Here is a 14,150-nt window from a genome sequence, read left to right on the forward strand (position 1 = left end):
ACCAACGCCCTGGACCAACGCCCTAGGGCCGCACCGACGACGGCAGCCGGTCGTTCTCGTCCTCGTACACATTGAAGCGGTAGCCCACGTTGCGCACCGTCCCGATCAGCGACTCCAGGTCGCCGAGCTTGGCCCGCAGCCTCCGCACGTGGACGTCGACCGTGCGCGTGCCGCCGAAGTAGTCGTAGCCCCACACCTCGCTCAGGAGCTGCTCGCGGGTGAAGACCCGCGAGGGGTGCGTGGCGAAGAACCGCAGCAGCTCGAACTCCTTGAAGGTGAGGTCGAGGGCCTTCCCGTGCGCCTTGGCCGAGTAGCTCGCCTCGTCGATGGTGATGCCCGATGCCTGGATCTTCGTCTGCGAGTGCTCCTGCGTCTGCCGGCCGATCGCGAGCCGGATGCGGGCGTCCACTTCCGCCGGGCCTGCGCTGTCGAGCACCACGTCGTTGACGCCCCAGTCGGCGCTCACCGCGGTGAGGCCGCCCTCGGTGAGCACCAGCAGCAGCGGGACGGTGATACCGGTCGTCGTGAGGATCTTGCACAGCGACTTCGCGCTCGCCAGGTCGCGCCGCGCGTCGACGAAGATCAGATCGCAGGCGGGGGCGTTGACCAGGGAGGCGGGCTCGGCGGGGATCTGCCGGACGCGGTGGCTGAGGAGTCCGAGAGCCGGGAGGACCTCCGCGTCGGGAGCGGACGTGAGGATCAGAAGCTGCGCCACCCAGTATCCTCCTCGCCCGTCTTTGTGCGGCAATGCTACCGGAAACGCTTACGGCGCCAGATCGCGGACGTCACAGGGGGAGACGGTCTGCCCCGCGCACGGCACAATAGGAGGATGAGCGAGACGCCGTCCGATCCGGGCCTTCTCGGTCCCGCCGCCGCCGCTGGACCGCCTCCCGAGCCGATGCCGCGCTCGATGGTCGCGCTGAGCGTCGGCGGGGTGTGGGCGCTCGCGCTGGTGCTGGGCGTGCTCATCGCGTTCCTCTCCCATCCCATCCAGTACGCGTCCTGGCTGTCGCTCGCGCTCGGCGTCAGCGTGATCGCGTCGTTCGGAGCCCAGCTCGCCACCCAGCGCAAGGACGGCTTCGTCAACCGGCTGGCGACCACGCTGACCGGGAGCTTCGTCATCCTCGGCGTCATCGGGGGCATTCTCGGCCTCGTCACGCTCGGGCACTGAGTAGACTGGCCGTATGCTCGTCGCTCTCGAACTCTTCTTCATCGGCCTGCTGGGTCTGGCCACGCTCGCGATCCTCGGTGTCTCCGGCGTGGTGGTCTACAACCTCTTCCGCGGCCAGCGCTAGGCATGATCGAGCTCCCCACCGACCTTCCGGCCGAACTCGTCCCGCTCTCCTGGCTGATCGGGGTCTGGGAGGGGACCGGCGTGGTCGACTACGCCGTCGGCGAGGAGCACACCCAGCTCGAGTTCGGCCAGCGGGTGAGCTTCAGCCACGACGGCGAGGCCTACCTCAACTACTCCGCGACCTCGTGGGTGCTCGATGACGACCGCACCCCGCTCGCGGCGGAGACCGGCTACTGGCGGCTGAGCCGCACCCTGGTCGAGGGCGATCCCGGCCCGGCGATGCTGCCCGGCCTGGGCACGCGACCGTTCGGCACCGCGCAGTCGGTGGAGACGCTGCGTGCGTCCAGCGGCGGCTTCGACATCGACGTGGCGATCATCCACCCCGACGGGGTGAGCGAGCTCTACATCGGTCAGGTGAACGGCCCGCGCATCGACCTGGCGACGGACGCCGTCGTGCGCACCGCCGGAGCCAAGGAGTACAGCGCGGCGACCCGCCTCTACGGGCTCGTGGAGGGCCACCTGCTGTGGGCCTGGGACATCGCGGCGCTCGGCCAGGAGCTGCGCACGCACGCCTCCGCACGCCTCGCCAAGGTCGACTGACGTGGACGCCTCCCCCTTCCTTTCCCTCCCTGGCGCGGTGGACATCGCCGACGCCGGCGTCCCCTCGCACTACGGCAACCCGCTCGCGGAGCAGCGCGCCCTCGTCGACGGCGGCGCCATCGTCGACCTGTCCGACCGTGCTGTGCTTTCGATCACCGGCCCGGACCGGCTGAGCTGGCTCAACTCGCTGACCAGCCAGTCCCTGCTCGGCCTGCAGCCGGGGGAGTCGTCCGAGACCCTCCTGCTCGACGTCACCGGCCGCGTGGAGCACGCGGTGCGGCTGATCGAGGACGGGTCGACGCTGTGGCTGCTGGTGGACAGCCCGGAGGCCGCCGGCCTGCTCGCCTGGCTCGACTCGATGCGCTTCATGCTGCGGGTCGAGCTCGCCGACCACTCCGAGACACTCGCGACGATCGGGACGCTCGGCGAGCCCCCGCTGCCGATCGCCGCGCCGAACGGCGTCCCGCTGATCTGGCACGACCCGTGGCACGCGGTGACGCCGGGAGGCCACCAGTACGCCCGTGGCGAGCATCCCGGCGCGAACTGGAGCTGGAGCGAGCGGGTCGTGCCGCGCGATGCGCTCCCGTCGATCGTCGCCAGGGTCGAGTCCGGGGAGCTGACCGCCGCCGGCACCCTCGCCGCGGACGCCCTGCGGATCGCCGCCTGGCGCCCACGCTTCGCCACCGAGGTGGACGAGCGCACCATCCCGCACGAGCTGGACTGGCTGCGCACGGCCGTCCACCTCACCAAGGGCTGCTACCGCGGCCAGGAGACGGTCGCCAAGGTGCACAACCTCGGCCATCCTCCGCGCCGTCTGGTGATGCTGCACCTGGACGGGTCGGAGGGAGTCCACCCGGTGCGGGGCGCCGAGGTCACGCTCGACGGCCGCGTGGTCGGCACGGTGACCTCCTCCGCGTTGCACTACGAGCTCGGCCCGATCGCGCTCGCGATCGTCAAGCGCGGCACCGACGCGACGGCCACGCTGACGGTGGACGCCGACGGCACGCCGGTCGCTGCCGCTCAGGAGGTGGTGGTGCCCCCCGAGGCCGGAGCCGAGGCGCACGTCCCGCACCTTCCGCGCCTGGGCGCGGTCACGCGGACGCCCCGCGCGCCGCAGAGCTGACCGCAGTCGCCTACGCCGGCGCGACAGCCTCCCACGCCACGGTGAGCTCGCCCAGCCGCCACCGCGACCGCCCGCCGACGACCGGCCAGCCGGCGCCGCGCATCCCCTGCGCCGCCGCCATCCAGCGCTGCTTCGGCCCGTAGGCGGCCAGCGGCGAGTGGACGCGCCAGAGCCGGTCGAGGTCCGCGAGGTAGGCGTGCACGCGCTCGCCGGGGACGTTCCGGTGGATGAGCGCCTTCGGCAGCCGCTCGGCCACGATGCTCGGCGCGTCGAGCCCGCGCAGCCGCAGCGAGATGGAGAACGTCTGCGGCCCCGTCCGGTCGAGCGTGACCCAGCTCGCGATCCGTCCGATCTCGTCGCAGGTCCCCTCGACGAGCGCACCACCGAGCTGCAGCCGGCCGAGCATCCGCTCCCAGGCGGCCGCGACCTCCGACTCGTCGTACTGGCGCAGCACGTTGAACGCCCGGATCACCGCGGCATGCCGGCCCGCCGGCAGCGGCACCTCGAAACCGCCGACCGCGAAGCCCACCCGCGCCCGTGGATCGAAGCCGGTGCCGCCGGCGCGCACCGACTCGAGCTGGGCCACGGCGGTCGCGACTCGGCCCGGGTCGATCTCCAGCCCGAGCACCTCGACATCCGGGCGCACCTTGGCCAGCCGGTGCTGGAGCTCGAACGCCGTCACGCCGCTCGCGCCGTAGCCGAGGTCAACGACCAGCGGATCGCCCGTGCGGCGCAGTTCGGGGAGTGCGGCGATCCAGCGGTCCACCCGACGCAGCCGGTTCGTGTTCGTGGTGCCGCGCGTCACCGAGCCGACCACGCCGGGAGCGCGGGAGGACGTGGAGGGCATGTGACAAGATTAATCGCATGGCCCCCTACACTTTGATCCTCCTCCGCCACGGCAACAGTGTGTGGAACCAGCAGAACCTGTTCACCGGCTGGGTCGACGTCCGGCTCAGCGAGCAGGGCGTCGCCGAGGCCACCCGCGCGGGCGAGCTGCTGGCCGAGTCCGGTCTCGCGCCCGACATCCTCTACACGTCGGTGCTCACCCGCGCCATCCAGACCGCGAACATCGCGCTCGACGTCGCCGACCGGCTGTGGATCCCGGTCGAGCGCTCCTGGCGCCTGAACGAGCGCCACTACGGCGCACTCCAGGGCCTCGACAAGGCGGAGACACTGGAGAAGTACGGCCCGGAGCAGTTCCAGGTCTGGCGCCGCTCGTTCGACGTCCCGCCGCCGCCGCTCGCCGACGACAGCGAATGGTCGCAGGCGAACGACCCGCGTTACGCCGGCCTCGGCGACGACCTGCCGCGCACCGAGTGCCTCAAGGACGTCATCGCCCGCATGCTGCCGTACTGGGAGTCCGACATCACCGTGAGCCTCGCCGAGGGCAAGACCGTTCTGGTCACCGCGCACGGCAACTCGCTGCGCGCGCTCGTCAAGCACCTCGACGGCATCTCCGACGAGGAGATCGCCGAGCTCAACATCCCCACCGGCATCCCGCTGGTCTACAAGCTCGACGAGACCTTCGCGCCGATCGAGCCGGCCGTGTACCTCGACCCGGAGGCCGCCGCCGCCGGCGCCGCGGCCGTCGCGGCCCAGGGCAAGAAGTAGGCCAGACGGCCAGTCCGTCGTTCGTCGTCGTCGCGTTCCTGCCGGGACGCGGCGGCGACGTCGTCGTTCCGGGGGAGTTCGCGTCGGGAGACTGGCCGCTGCACATCACTGTGGTCCCTCCGTTCCAGATCGAGCTGGAGGCAGAGGCCGTCGCCGCGCTGCTGCCGCACGGCCCGCGCATCCCCGTCGTCGCGGGTGCGCGGGCGTCGTTCGGTCACCGGCGCGCGGTTCCCGTGACGCTGGTCCGGCCGTCGCCGGCGTTGCTCGCGCTGCACACGGCATGCGTCGACGCACTGGAGGCCGCGGGCGCCGTGATCGCCGACCCGCGCCACATCCGCGCCGGCTACCGGCCGCACGCGAGCGACCAGCGCTCCGGCGCCCTCGCCCCCGGCGACCATTCCTCCGTGGTGGAGCTCGCGCTCGTCGAGCGCGCCGCCGGCTCCCGAAGGATCGCCGCGCGCATCCCGCTCGCCTGACCGCGACCGGGATGTGTGTGCTCGCATGTCAGGTTCGAGATTTGACAGAGAGCGCGTGAGCTTATAGCTTCGAAGGCGAAATACCGCGCTCTACGCGGTAGCACGTTTTGTTTCGAAGCAGGGGGTTTCTCATGGGCCAGATCAGCGTCACACCGGAAGAACTGAAGCAGCAGGCTCAGGTCTACACGCGCTCGAAGGAAGAGATCGAGCAGGCGATTCAGAAGGTCAACCAGATGAACTCGACGATCGCCGACCAGTGGAAGGGCCAGGCGTTCCAGGCCTACCTCGAGCAGTACAACCAGCTGCACGAGAGCGTGAAGAAGTTCGAGGAGCTGCTCGTCAACATCAACGAGCAGCTGAACAAGTACGCCGACACCATCGCCGAGCGTGACGCGCAGGATGCGCAGAGCTTCGGCTTCTAGTCGGCTCATCGTCGGGGCTTCGGCCGTGGCCGCGCTGGCGGTCGGTTTGGCGACAAGCGCGTCTTCCGTCTCGGCCGCGGCCGACGACTCGGACGATGCGGGCAGGCTGAGCCTCAACACGACCGTCCTCGTCAATGAGTCGGCCGGGACAGGCTCCTCCGGCGAGTTCGCGATTCGCAGCCGCCTGTTCTCCGACCGCCTCACCGCGCGCGTCGACCAGCAGCGGGAGAGGTCAGCGGAACGGCTGAGCGTCGTCGACGCCTTGACCTTCGGCGGCGCCCACTCGTCCGGTGAGCAGTACGAGTCGGTGAAAGCGCTGTTGTTCGAGAACTACACCTCCGACGTGATCGCTTCGTCGTCGGATGATCGCACGGAGTCGCCTGTCCTTCAGTGGGTGGTGGCGGTTGTCGCGGTGCCGCTGGTGCTCGTGGCCGGCATCGTTTTGGGAAGACGCTGGGCGAGAAGGAGTCGGGTGACGTCGTGATCGAGATCACCCTCGTCCATGCCCACCGGCAGATCGACCTCCTCGTGCCGTCCGCCGTCCGGTTCGACCGGCTGCGGCAGCTGATCCGGGACGCGTTCGCCGCGAAGGGCACCCTGCTGCCTGACGGCTTCTCGTTCACGCTCGACGACAAGGCCCTCGTGGTGAGCGGACACGACTTCATTTCCTCCTATGGGATCGGCAACGGCGATCGCCTCCAGATTGTGACTTCAGCGAGCAATGCACAGTGAGATAGACGGAACGGTTCTCGAACTCGAAGCGAGCTCCGGCGAGCTCCGCGCGAGCGTGGACAAGAACGGTTACGACGGGGCGAGTCTCGACGTGATCGCCCGGTACGTCGACGCCCACGAGACCGATGCCGGGCTCGTGGTCGTCTACGCTCTCGCCGACGGCGAGGTCAGTTTCGGGATGCGGTCGCTCGGGCCGAGACCCGGCTGGAACGGCTGTCGCTGGCTCAGAAACTCGTGGCCTGCGTCGGCTACCGCGACGGCTTCCGAGTGCCGGTGATCCATCCGGACAACGTCTATCTCAACGGCGGCCTGCTTCGGGTGGTGCACTGCGGCCTCCAGGGCATGCTCGCTCCGATGACGTTCGATGAAGCCCGCTTCTTCGCCTCGCTGCAGGCGATGGTGCTGCACATCTTCCGCCCCAAGCTCGCCTTCGAGCAGCTCCTCGGCGGGGCAGCGGCGCTGCGGGACACCTTCTCCACTGCGGTGCGGGAGACGACGACGACCGACGAGTTGTTCGCATATATCGATGCGCAGTTGAAGACCGAGCAGGCGCACGTCGCGGCTCGCAAGGTCAGCGTGTCGAAGCGCCGGTATTCGGGGTATCGGGCTGTTGGCGCGCTCGGCCTCGCCGCCGCGGTGGTGGCGGGAGTGTTCGCGTGGCAGACCGCGAGCCACAACCGGCTGCAGGACGCGGTGGTCGCAGCTCAAGCACGCTTCCTCGCGAACGACTACGGCGGCACGTTGACCGAGCTGGAGGGCTTCGCGGCCACCTCCCTGCCCGCGTCCGCGAAGTACGTGCTGGCGGTGTCGAGCGTCAACCTCGACGACCTCACCGCCACGCAGAAGCAAGCGATTCTGAACACCATCTCCCAGAAGTCCGACGACGTCACCCTGAACTACTGGATCGCCATCGGCCGCGGTGAGTTCGAGCAGGCCCTCGACTACGCGCAGAACCTCGGCGACGAGCAGCTCACGCTGCTCGCCTACACCGACCTGTACCAGTCGACCAAGCTGAACTCCCAGATGCCCGGTGGTGAGAAGCAGAAACTTCTGGACGAGTACGCGAAGGCCATCGATGAGCTGACGGCCACGCTGGAGGGCGCGAACGACACGGCGGCCGCGAAATGAGCGTGTTCGAGACCGAGCAGGCCGCCGGCGTCCAGACAGCGGCCCTCGACTCCCGGCTCGACCCGGGCGAGCTGCTGTTCCTCGTGTACGCCGTCGACGGGCAGAGAGCCGTCAGGCTGGCCCTCACCGAAGAGCACCCGTTCGTCGAGCACGAGGGCCACAAGTTCAGCGTCATCAACGATGCACTGTATGTCGACGGGGATCTGATCGGCGCCGGACCGGGAACCGTCGTCGCGCTGCAGTGCGTGGTCGTACCCGCCGCGCTCGCTCGCACCGAGTGTTTCGTCGCCGCGACGACCAGTGATCTCGTGATCGGCGATGTGCCCTACGCAAGCGTCAGAGCAGCGGGCTCGCCACTGCTGATCGTCCAGGGGGACTCGCTGATCGTCGAGCCTCAGGGGCAACTCGTGTATGTGGACGATGTCGCGGTCACCGATCGGCAGCTCTGCGAGCTCGTCGTCGGCACGGTGGTGCTGACCGCAGGATTCATCCTCGAGATGCGGCCGACGCAGTTCAAGATCACCGCCTTCGCCTCGGACGTGGAGTTCGACCACACGAAGGTGCTGGTGCAGCCGCCCGAGAGGGAGTTCCCGCCGGATTTTCCCGACTATCGACGGTCTCCGAAGCTGAACTTGGAGGTCGAGGACGCCGAATTCGCGCTGCAGGGGCCGGACAAGCCGGGCGCGAAGCCGAAGAACCGGCTCCTGCGCATGGTGGCGCCGCCGTTCTTCATGATCGCGGCGTCCGGCGTGACGACGATGATCATCGGGAGCAATCCGGCGATGATGCTCGGTATGGGTCTGGCGACCCTGCTGACGGCGTCGTTCACGGTGTCGCAGTACGTCACGGAGAAGAGGGAGGCCAAAGCCTCCGCCGTCGCGGCCGAGGAGGACTACACCCGCTACCTCGTGAGGACGGTCGGCGCCATCTCCCAGGCGTACGAAGAAGAGCGCGATGTGCTCCGGTACCAGCTCCCGAGCCCGCACGAGCTCGCGGTCATGGTCGAGGCATACGACCCGAGGATCTACGAGCGTCAGCGTTTCAACAAGGACTTCTTGCGCGCCTCGCTGGGGTGGTCCGATCGACCTTCGGCGTTGAAGGTGTCCTCCGACGTGAGCGAGAAGGACTCGAGCGTCGACGCGCAGCACGTGTCGGAACTCGCCTCGGGGTTCCGCACCCAGCGTGACGCGCCGACTCCGATCGGCCTGGCCGGCCAGACGCTCGGGTTCGTCGGACCTCCCGGAAACGTCACCGATTACGTCCAATCCCTGCTGTTTCAGACGGCGTTCTTCCACTCCTACCGTGACGTGAACTTCATCAGCCTGCTCTCTCGCGAAGAGTACGGGAAGACATGGACCGCCTGGCGGCTGCTACCGCACTTCAAGCTGCACGAGCTGAACATGCGCGGTCTGATCCACAACGACAAGCTGCGCGACGTGGTGCTGAACGGCTTCTACCAGCTCCTCCAGAAGCGCAAGCAGGCTCTGAAGGACGCGGGCACGCAGAAGCCGCAGTTCTCGCCGCACTACGTGTTCACCATCTCCGACGACCGCCACCTCGCCGGCCACGGCATCAACGAGCTGCTCGCCGAGGATATGAGCGAGCTGGGCGTGACCGTCGTCTGGTGCAGCGAGGACGCGAAGCTGCTGCCCGAGACGGTGACCGCGCTCATCCAGGCGCCGCACCAGGTGAAGGGTGAGCTCGTCACCGACAACGACGTGTATGTGGCCACACCGTTCACGCCCTACCCGTTGCCTCCCGACCTCGAGCACTCCCTCCGCAAGCTCTCGAATCTGAACCACCTTGAGGTCGAGAAGAACGCCGTGCCGGAGGCGCTGAGCCTGCTGGAACAGTACGAAGTGAAGACCGTCGACGACCTGCGGATCGCTGACCGCTGGGCGCGCGCCGAACCGAACAAGTCCATTGCGTCGCTGATCGGCTGGCGCGGCAAGTCCGATCACGTGTTCTGGGACCTGCACGAGCGCGCGCACGGCCCGCACGCGCTCGTCGGCGGCACGACGGGTTCGGGCAAGTCGGAGTTCCTGACGACGTATCTCATCGGTCTGGCGATCAACTTCTCTCCCGAAGACGTGGGCATGCTCATCATCGACTGGAAGGGCGGCGGCATCGCGAACACGCTCGACCGGCTGCCGCACTTCATGGGCGCCATCACTAACCTCGATGGCGCAGGCACGGCCAGGGCGCTGGCGAGCATCAAGGCGGAGCTCGACAAACGGCAGCGTGAGTTCGCGATCTACGGCGTGAACAGCATCAACGCGTACATGACCTTGTACAAGCAGCGCCATGACCCGAAGCCGGAGGTGAAGTACCCGACGAAGCCCCTGCCGCACCTCGTGCTGGTGTCGGACGAGTTCGCCGAGCTGAAGGCCAACGTCCCGGAATTCCTCGACGAGCTGACCTCGGTCGCACGTATCGGCCGAAGCCTGGGCGTGCACCTGATCCTCGCGACGCAGAAGCCGAGCGGTGTGGTGAACGACCAGATCGAGGCGAACTCCACGTCGAAGATCGCCCTGAAGATGGCGGGCGAGCAGGACTCGAACGAGCTGCTGAAGACCACAGACGCTGCGCACATCACCAACCCGGGCCGCGGTTACCTGAAGGTCGGACAGAACGAGGTGTACGAGCTCTTCCAGAGCGGCTACGCCGGCGTGCCGTACGACCCCGACGCGCAGGTCACCGAGAAGGTGGACGAGCGGATCTACAAGATCAACGAGCTCGGCCAGTACGAGCTGTTCTTCGACCCCGACGAGGAGGTCGAGCAGGGGAAAGACACGAGCGACCTGCCCTCGCAGCTCGAAGCGGTCATCGACACGATCGCCGACGTCTTCGACAGTGACGACGCGCTCACGCAGCCGGACAAGCCGTGGGTGCCGAGCCTGGCGGGGAGGATTGCTTCGCCGGAGCCCACCGGTGAGCGCCGGTCCGGCATCCCGCTCGGCCTGCTGGACATCCCGAGCCGGCAGGCGCAGGAGAGCTACGACTTCGACCTTGCGCGCGCCGGGCACACCGTCGTCTTCGGCAGCCCGGATTACGGGAAGTCGACCGTGCTGCAGACGATCGTGGTGAACCTCGCGAAGACCCGGACCCCCGAACACCTGCACGTGTACCTGTTCGACTTCGGCAACAACGGGCTTCTCCCGCTGCAGGATCTGCCCCACGTCGCGGACATCGTCACTCCGGAGGAGGGCGAGAAGCTCGACAAGATGCTCAGCGCGGTCTCGGACGCGATGGCCACCCGCAAGCAGCTGTTCAAGGATGCCGGAGTCGCGAATCTCGACCAGTACGAGGCGAAGACATCGCAAGCGCTCCCCGTCACGCTGAACGTGCTCGACGGCTACGACAACCTCACTTCGAACGACTCCCGAAAAGACACGATCGACAACGTGCTGTTGCAGGTGCTCCGTGAGGGCGCAGGCCTCGGTGTGTATCTCGTGATGAGTGCGAGCCGGGTGGGCGGCGTGCGCATGAACATGCTCAGCAACGTCTCGACGAAGCTCTGCCTCTACCTGAACGACGAGAGCGAGCTGGCCCAGCTCCTGGGCCGGGAACGGCTGCAGCAGACCGACCTCCCGGGCCGCGGCCAGCTCCTCGCCGACGGGCCGACAGCGATCCAGTTCTACCTGCCTGCGGAGGGCGAGAACGGCTCCGAAACCCTCGCGGCGCTCGAAGCGCAGGTGACCGCTCTGAACGACGCGTGGGACGGTGCGCGGCCGGCCCGGATCCCGATGGTGCCGCGGGAGTTGACAACCGAGGTGTTCACCCGTTTCGCAACGCGCGACGCAGCGTCGAACAGGCTGCTTCTCGGTTTGAACAAGCTCACTTCCGAGCCCGAGACGCTGGACCTCTTCACGGGCAAATCGGTGGCGATCTTCCCGGAGTCGGGAAAGCAGGCCGCTCTGCTGTACCCGTTCTTGATCCGGCAGATCGCCGATGCCGTCGACGCCGAGCACCTGGTGGTGATCGACGCTCATGACGCGCTGCCCGCACACCTGGCGGCCGGAGCCGCGCTGTACGTGGGCAAGAAGGCGCTGAAGGCCCACGCCGAAACGGTGAATCTCGCGCTCGCCGAGTTGGTGGAGCATGGCACGCAGGTGCCGCGGTGCGTAGTCATCAATGGCATGACGGATGTGTTCGACAGGCTCACATTGCCGATGGATCAGATTTCCGAGTTCCTCGGCCTGGGCAGTGAGCGCGTCCAGATCATCGTTCTGGATCACCTGTCGAAGGTGAACAGCGTCTTCGCATTGGCTGGGCCGTTGAAGGAGAACATGCACCAGATCCTTTTCGGTGGCGACCTGAACGGGCAGCGCTTCATCGAGGGCCTGCCGCTTGGCATGAAGAAGGAGGCGCACGCCAAGAACGTGCTGCACTCCGTCATCGATGGAGAGCTGGACCACATCGTCGTGCCGACCCCGAACGAGAGCGAGGGGTGACGATGACTTTAGAGCTGCAGGGGGACCTGTTGGGCCTCGGCTCCATCGTCCGCCTCGAGAATGAGCAGGCGTCCGGGTTGTTCGTCGTCCTGGCGCGCGGCGCGTTCCGCCCGGACAAGCAACGGCCCGCGGTGAAGCCCCGCTATCTGGTCGCTCCGCACCCGTACGGCGAATCGCCCGATCAAGAGACCTTCCCCATCCTGGCCGGTGATGTTCACGAGATCGTCTTCGAGGGGTATCGCGACGCCGCCGACGAGGCGTTCCTGGCCGACCTTCTCGACCAGATGGAGAACGGCCCACGACAGATCAGTCGAGCGCAGCAGTTCACAGGCCCGCTCACGGAGCTTCCCGAAGCCTCGGTGTCGGACGCGGAGGATTCGGATGCTCCCGAGCTCGGCGTCGATCCGTTCGCGGAACTTCGTCGATTGACCGATCAGGACCACCGAAGGGATGAACGATGAAGGTCGCATCGAATACCGCCGCGGCGCAGGCTGCCGTGGCGGGTTTCGCGAACATCGAGGTTGAGAGCGATGGCCAGCAGGTGAGTCTGGGGTCGAGCAATGTCGCGAGCATGCAAGAGGGCGCGAGCGTTGCCAACGGCGTTCTGGACAGTATTTCCGAGTTGGTTTCGGGCGTGAAGCGGCAGGCTGCCGGCGTTACTGCTCTTGCGACGGAGATCGAGGCACGTGACAAGCGCGATGCGGCGAGCGTGGGCGGAAAGCGATGAGCGAGCCTGGTGTGGAGCAGCGTCTGGCACTCGATCGGCAGATCAGGGATCGCGAGAGCCGGACCGCGGAAGACCTTGCAACCATTCGCATGCTCGGCGAACAGTGGGAGTCGTATGCCCAGGTGATGCGCGTGAATTCCGAGCGGTTCGAAGAAGCCGGCGTTCGCCTGGATGCGAAGAACTACTTCGTGCAGAAGGGACTGGCCGCGAACAGAGAGATCGATTCGTACGTGAGCCGGCTGGCAGGCGATCACGCTGAACTTCTGGATGAGACCGAGAGGCACGTCCGCTCGACGTCGGAGACCGAGTTGGAACGGTTGCGGCGAGAGAAGGCGGACGTGTCATGGGGTTGAGCTACGACCCGGGGGAGTCGGCTGCGTTGGCGGGTGCGCTTTCGGCGAAGCTGACCGCCGCGACGGCTGTGCTGGATGCCACGGACAGCGCCTGCGCAAAGCTGGGGGAGGCTTTGGCGGGTGGTGAGTTGTCGGGTAAGGGCTACTCGGCGGTCGACACGCTCTTCGCTCAGATCATCCGGCCGAGCGTCGTGGATGCGCGGGGTGAGATCGGTGCCATCCGGGAGGACCTGGAGAAATACACGCAGGCGGACTCCTTTGTGGCCCCGTTCGGGGTGCTGAAAGAGGACGAGCTGAACACGCAGCTCAAGGCGACCAGGGCGCAGCGGGACGCGACGGAGCGTCAGATCGAGGCGAACCGGACAGCGGCCGCTGCGTCGTCGACGATTCCCGGGTTGGCTCCGGCGTTGGAGGCGGGGAACGCGCAATTGGAGTTGGTGCTGTCGCAGCTCGACGCCACCGTGCGGGACGTGGAGGGCAGGCTGCAGGCGTTGCATGACTTCGCCGCGCGAACGGCGGGGCTGTTCGGCGCAGCGCTCGTGAATCTTGCGGCGGCGACCGGCGACACCGTTTCCCTTCTGGAGCAGTTGCGGGGCTCGCTCGTCCTCGGGTCTGTGGGGACCGGTCTCGGTGCTGGTTTGACGAGACAGGCGATCCTGGATCAACTCGCCGGCAACAAGATCACACGCGGCGCCGGCGGCCGCCTGAAATCGGGTGGAACCGTTCTCTACAAGCCCGCCAACGGGCGCCTCTACGCCGGGGGAGCGGACTTCAATAAGGCCACCAAAACCCGGATCGATCACTACCAGAAGTGGGTCAAAGCCGGTGCGAGCGGCTTTGCCGCTGATGTTGTCGATGACTTCAAGGGATGGAAGGGCGCGTCGAAGCTCACCAAGGTCAGTAAAGGCCTGGGGTTAGTGGGCACGGCGATGTCCGTTGGGGCCAACGCCAACAAATACTTCGGCGATGGGGATGCGACGCTCGATGATTGGCGTGACTTCGCCGTCGAGACGGCCGTCGACATCGGCAGCGGCGCTGCGGCGGCGGGATTTGGCGCAGCAGTCGGTTCGCTCATCCTGCCACCTTTGGGAACGGTCGTCGGAGCCGGCCTGGGGATCGGCGCCAATTGGTTCCTGAACGAGTTCAAGTTTGGTGACAAGTCGGCCGTGGAGTGGGCCAAAGAGGGTGTGAAGAGTGCGTGGGACAGCATTGCGGCGAAGTTCTGGTGAC

General features: G+C 67.4%; 17 protein-coding genes. 15 read left to right on the top strand and 2 right to left on the bottom strand.

Going from position 1 to position 14,150, the window contains the following annotated elements:
• Positions 1 to 22 precede the first annotated feature (22 nt).
• The gene (locus ABIA36_RS10895; protein WP_369962383.1) at positions 23 to 715 is read right to left on the bottom strand and encodes a DNA-binding response regulator; all 693 of its coding nucleotides are present in this window, start codon (positions 713 to 715) and stop codon (positions 23 to 25) included.
• Between the two features lie 114 nt (positions 716 to 829).
• On the opposite strand from ABIA36_RS10895, the gene ABIA36_RS10900 reads away from it, so the two are divergent.
• The 3 genes from ABIA36_RS10900 (at position 830) to ABIA36_RS10910 (ending at position 3,017) form a co-directional block, all read left to right on the top strand.
• Positions 830 to 1,171 carry a hypothetical protein gene (locus ABIA36_RS10900; RefSeq protein ID WP_369962384.1) on the top strand — a complete coding sequence of 114 codons (342 nt, stop codon included), beginning with the start codon at positions 830 to 832 and terminating at the stop codon, positions 1,169 to 1,171.
• 126 nt (positions 1,172 to 1,297) lie between these two features.
• Positions 1,298 to 1,894, top strand: coding sequence for an FABP family protein (locus ABIA36_RS10905; RefSeq protein WP_369962385.1), 597 nt, complete (start codon positions 1,298 to 1,300; stop codon positions 1,892 to 1,894).
• A gap of 1 nt (position 1,895) precedes the next feature.
• Positions 1,896 to 3,017: a folate-binding protein YgfZ gene (locus ABIA36_RS10910; RefSeq protein ID WP_369962386.1), complete on the top strand. Its 1,122-nt coding sequence runs from the start codon at positions 1,896 to 1,898 to the stop codon at positions 3,015 to 3,017.
• Between the two features lie 10 nt (positions 3,018 to 3,027).
• Here ABIA36_RS10910 and ABIA36_RS10915 read toward each other — a convergent pair whose 3' ends face one another.
• Positions 3,028 to 3,864 carry a class I SAM-dependent methyltransferase gene (locus ABIA36_RS10915; protein ID WP_369962387.1) on the bottom strand — a complete coding sequence of 279 codons (837 nt, stop codon included), beginning with the start codon at positions 3,862 to 3,864 and terminating at the stop codon, positions 3,028 to 3,030.
• A gap of 17 nt (positions 3,865 to 3,881) precedes the next feature.
• Here ABIA36_RS10915 and ABIA36_RS10920 point away from each other — a divergent pair, with 17 nt between their 5' ends.
• From ABIA36_RS10920 to ABIA36_RS10975, 12 genes are all read left to right on the top strand, one after another.
• Positions 3,882 to 4,628: a phosphoglyceromutase gene (locus ABIA36_RS10920; RefSeq protein WP_369962388.1), complete on the top strand. Its 747-nt coding sequence runs from the start codon at positions 3,882 to 3,884 to the stop codon at positions 4,626 to 4,628.
• 98 nt (positions 4,629 to 4,726) lie between these two features.
• Positions 4,727 to 5,104, top strand: a complete 378-nt coding sequence (locus tag ABIA36_RS10925) for a hypothetical protein (RefSeq protein WP_369963736.1) — start codon at positions 4,727 to 4,729, stop codon at positions 5,102 to 5,104.
• Between the two features lie 131 nt (positions 5,105 to 5,235).
• Positions 5,236 to 5,526, top strand: coding sequence for a WXG100 family type VII secretion target (locus ABIA36_RS10930; RefSeq protein WP_369962389.1), 291 nt, complete (start codon positions 5,236 to 5,238; stop codon positions 5,524 to 5,526).
• A 25-nt stretch (positions 5,527 to 5,551) separates the two neighbouring features.
• Entirely contained in the window at positions 5,552 to 6,010 is a 459-nt protein-coding gene (locus ABIA36_RS10935; protein WP_369962390.1) for a hypothetical protein, read from the top strand.
• Positions 6,007 to 6,258: an EsaB/YukD family protein gene (locus ABIA36_RS10940; RefSeq protein WP_369962391.1), complete on the top strand. Its 252-nt coding sequence runs from the start codon at positions 6,007 to 6,009 to the stop codon at positions 6,256 to 6,258. Before ABIA36_RS10935 ends, ABIA36_RS10940 begins: the two co-directional genes overlap by 4 nt.
• Positions 6,248 to 6,535, top strand: a complete 288-nt coding sequence (locus ABIA36_RS10945; protein WP_369962392.1) for a hypothetical protein — start codon at positions 6,248 to 6,250, stop codon at positions 6,533 to 6,535. The genes ABIA36_RS10940 and ABIA36_RS10945 overlap by 11 nt, the downstream gene beginning before the upstream one ends.
• Positions 6,493 to 7,386, top strand: a complete 894-nt coding sequence (gene essB, locus ABIA36_RS10950; RefSeq protein WP_369962393.1) for a type VII secretion protein EssB — start codon at positions 6,493 to 6,495, stop codon at positions 7,384 to 7,386. The genes ABIA36_RS10945 and essB overlap by 43 nt, the downstream gene beginning before the upstream one ends.
• Positions 7,383 to 11,840 (top strand): type VII secretion protein EssC, encoded by a 4,458-nt coding sequence (essC, locus tag ABIA36_RS10955; protein WP_369962394.1) that lies wholly within the window; start codon positions 7,383 to 7,385, stop codon positions 11,838 to 11,840. The genes essB and essC overlap by 4 nt, the downstream gene beginning before the upstream one ends.
• A gap of 2 nt (positions 11,841 to 11,842) precedes the next feature.
• Positions 11,843 to 12,301: a DUF4176 domain-containing protein gene (locus ABIA36_RS10960; protein ID WP_369962395.1), complete on the top strand. Its 459-nt coding sequence runs from the start codon at positions 11,843 to 11,845 to the stop codon at positions 12,299 to 12,301.
• Positions 12,298 to 12,567 carry a hypothetical protein gene (locus ABIA36_RS10965; protein ID WP_369962396.1) on the top strand — a complete coding sequence of 90 codons (270 nt, stop codon included), beginning with the start codon at positions 12,298 to 12,300 and terminating at the stop codon, positions 12,565 to 12,567. The genes ABIA36_RS10960 and ABIA36_RS10965 overlap by 4 nt, the downstream gene beginning before the upstream one ends.
• Positions 12,564 to 12,920, top strand: coding sequence for a hypothetical protein (locus tag ABIA36_RS10970; RefSeq protein ID WP_369962397.1), 357 nt, complete (start codon positions 12,564 to 12,566; stop codon positions 12,918 to 12,920). Before ABIA36_RS10965 ends, ABIA36_RS10970 begins: the two co-directional genes overlap by 4 nt.
• The gene (locus ABIA36_RS10975) at positions 12,911 to 14,149 is read left to right on the top strand and encodes a hypothetical protein (protein WP_369962398.1); all 1,239 of its coding nucleotides are present in this window, start codon (positions 12,911 to 12,913) and stop codon (positions 14,147 to 14,149) included. The genes ABIA36_RS10970 and ABIA36_RS10975 overlap by 10 nt, the downstream gene beginning before the upstream one ends.
• Position 14,150: the final 1 nt, after the last annotated feature.

This window comes from Leifsonia sp. EB34 (assembly GCF_041260585.1).
In the GTDB taxonomy this organism is placed as follows: Bacteria; Actinomycetota; Actinomycetes; order Actinomycetales; family Microbacteriaceae; genus Leifsonia.

Bases quoted from the DNA above. Each gene is read 5' to 3' on its own strand.
- ABIA36_RS10915 (WP_369962387.1), bottom strand. From the start codon at position 3,864: ATGCCCTCCACGTCCTCCCGCGCTCCCGGCGTGGTCGGCTCGGTGACG.
- ABIA36_RS10920 (WP_369962388.1), top strand. From the start codon at position 3,882: ATGGCCCCCTACACTTTGATCCTCCTCCGCCACGGCAACAGTGTGTGG.
- ABIA36_RS10930 (WP_369962389.1), top strand. From the start codon at position 5,236: ATGGGCCAGATCAGCGTCACACCGGAAGAACTGAAGCAGCAGGCTCAG.
- essC (WP_369962394.1), top strand. From the start codon at position 7,383: ATGAGCGTGTTCGAGACCGAGCAGGCCGCCGGCGTCCAGACAGCGGCC.
- ABIA36_RS10970 (WP_369962397.1), top strand. From the start codon at position 12,564: ATGAGCGAGCCTGGTGTGGAGCAGCGTCTGGCACTCGATCGGCAGATC.
- ABIA36_RS10965 (WP_369962396.1), top strand. From the start codon at position 12,298: ATGAAGGTCGCATCGAATACCGCCGCGGCGCAGGCTGCCGTGGCGGGT.
- ABIA36_RS10945 (WP_369962392.1), top strand. From the start codon at position 6,248: ATGCACAGTGAGATAGACGGAACGGTTCTCGAACTCGAAGCGAGCTCC.
- ABIA36_RS10905 (WP_369962385.1), top strand. From the start codon at position 1,298: ATGATCGAGCTCCCCACCGACCTTCCGGCCGAACTCGTCCCGCTCTCC.
- ABIA36_RS10900 (WP_369962384.1), top strand. From the start codon at position 830: ATGAGCGAGACGCCGTCCGATCCGGGCCTTCTCGGTCCCGCCGCCGCC.
- ABIA36_RS10975 (WP_369962398.1), top strand. From the start codon at position 12,911: ATGGGGTTGAGCTACGACCCGGGGGAGTCGGCTGCGTTGGCGGGTGCG.
- ABIA36_RS10960 (WP_369962395.1), top strand. From the start codon at position 11,843: ATGACTTTAGAGCTGCAGGGGGACCTGTTGGGCCTCGGCTCCATCGTC.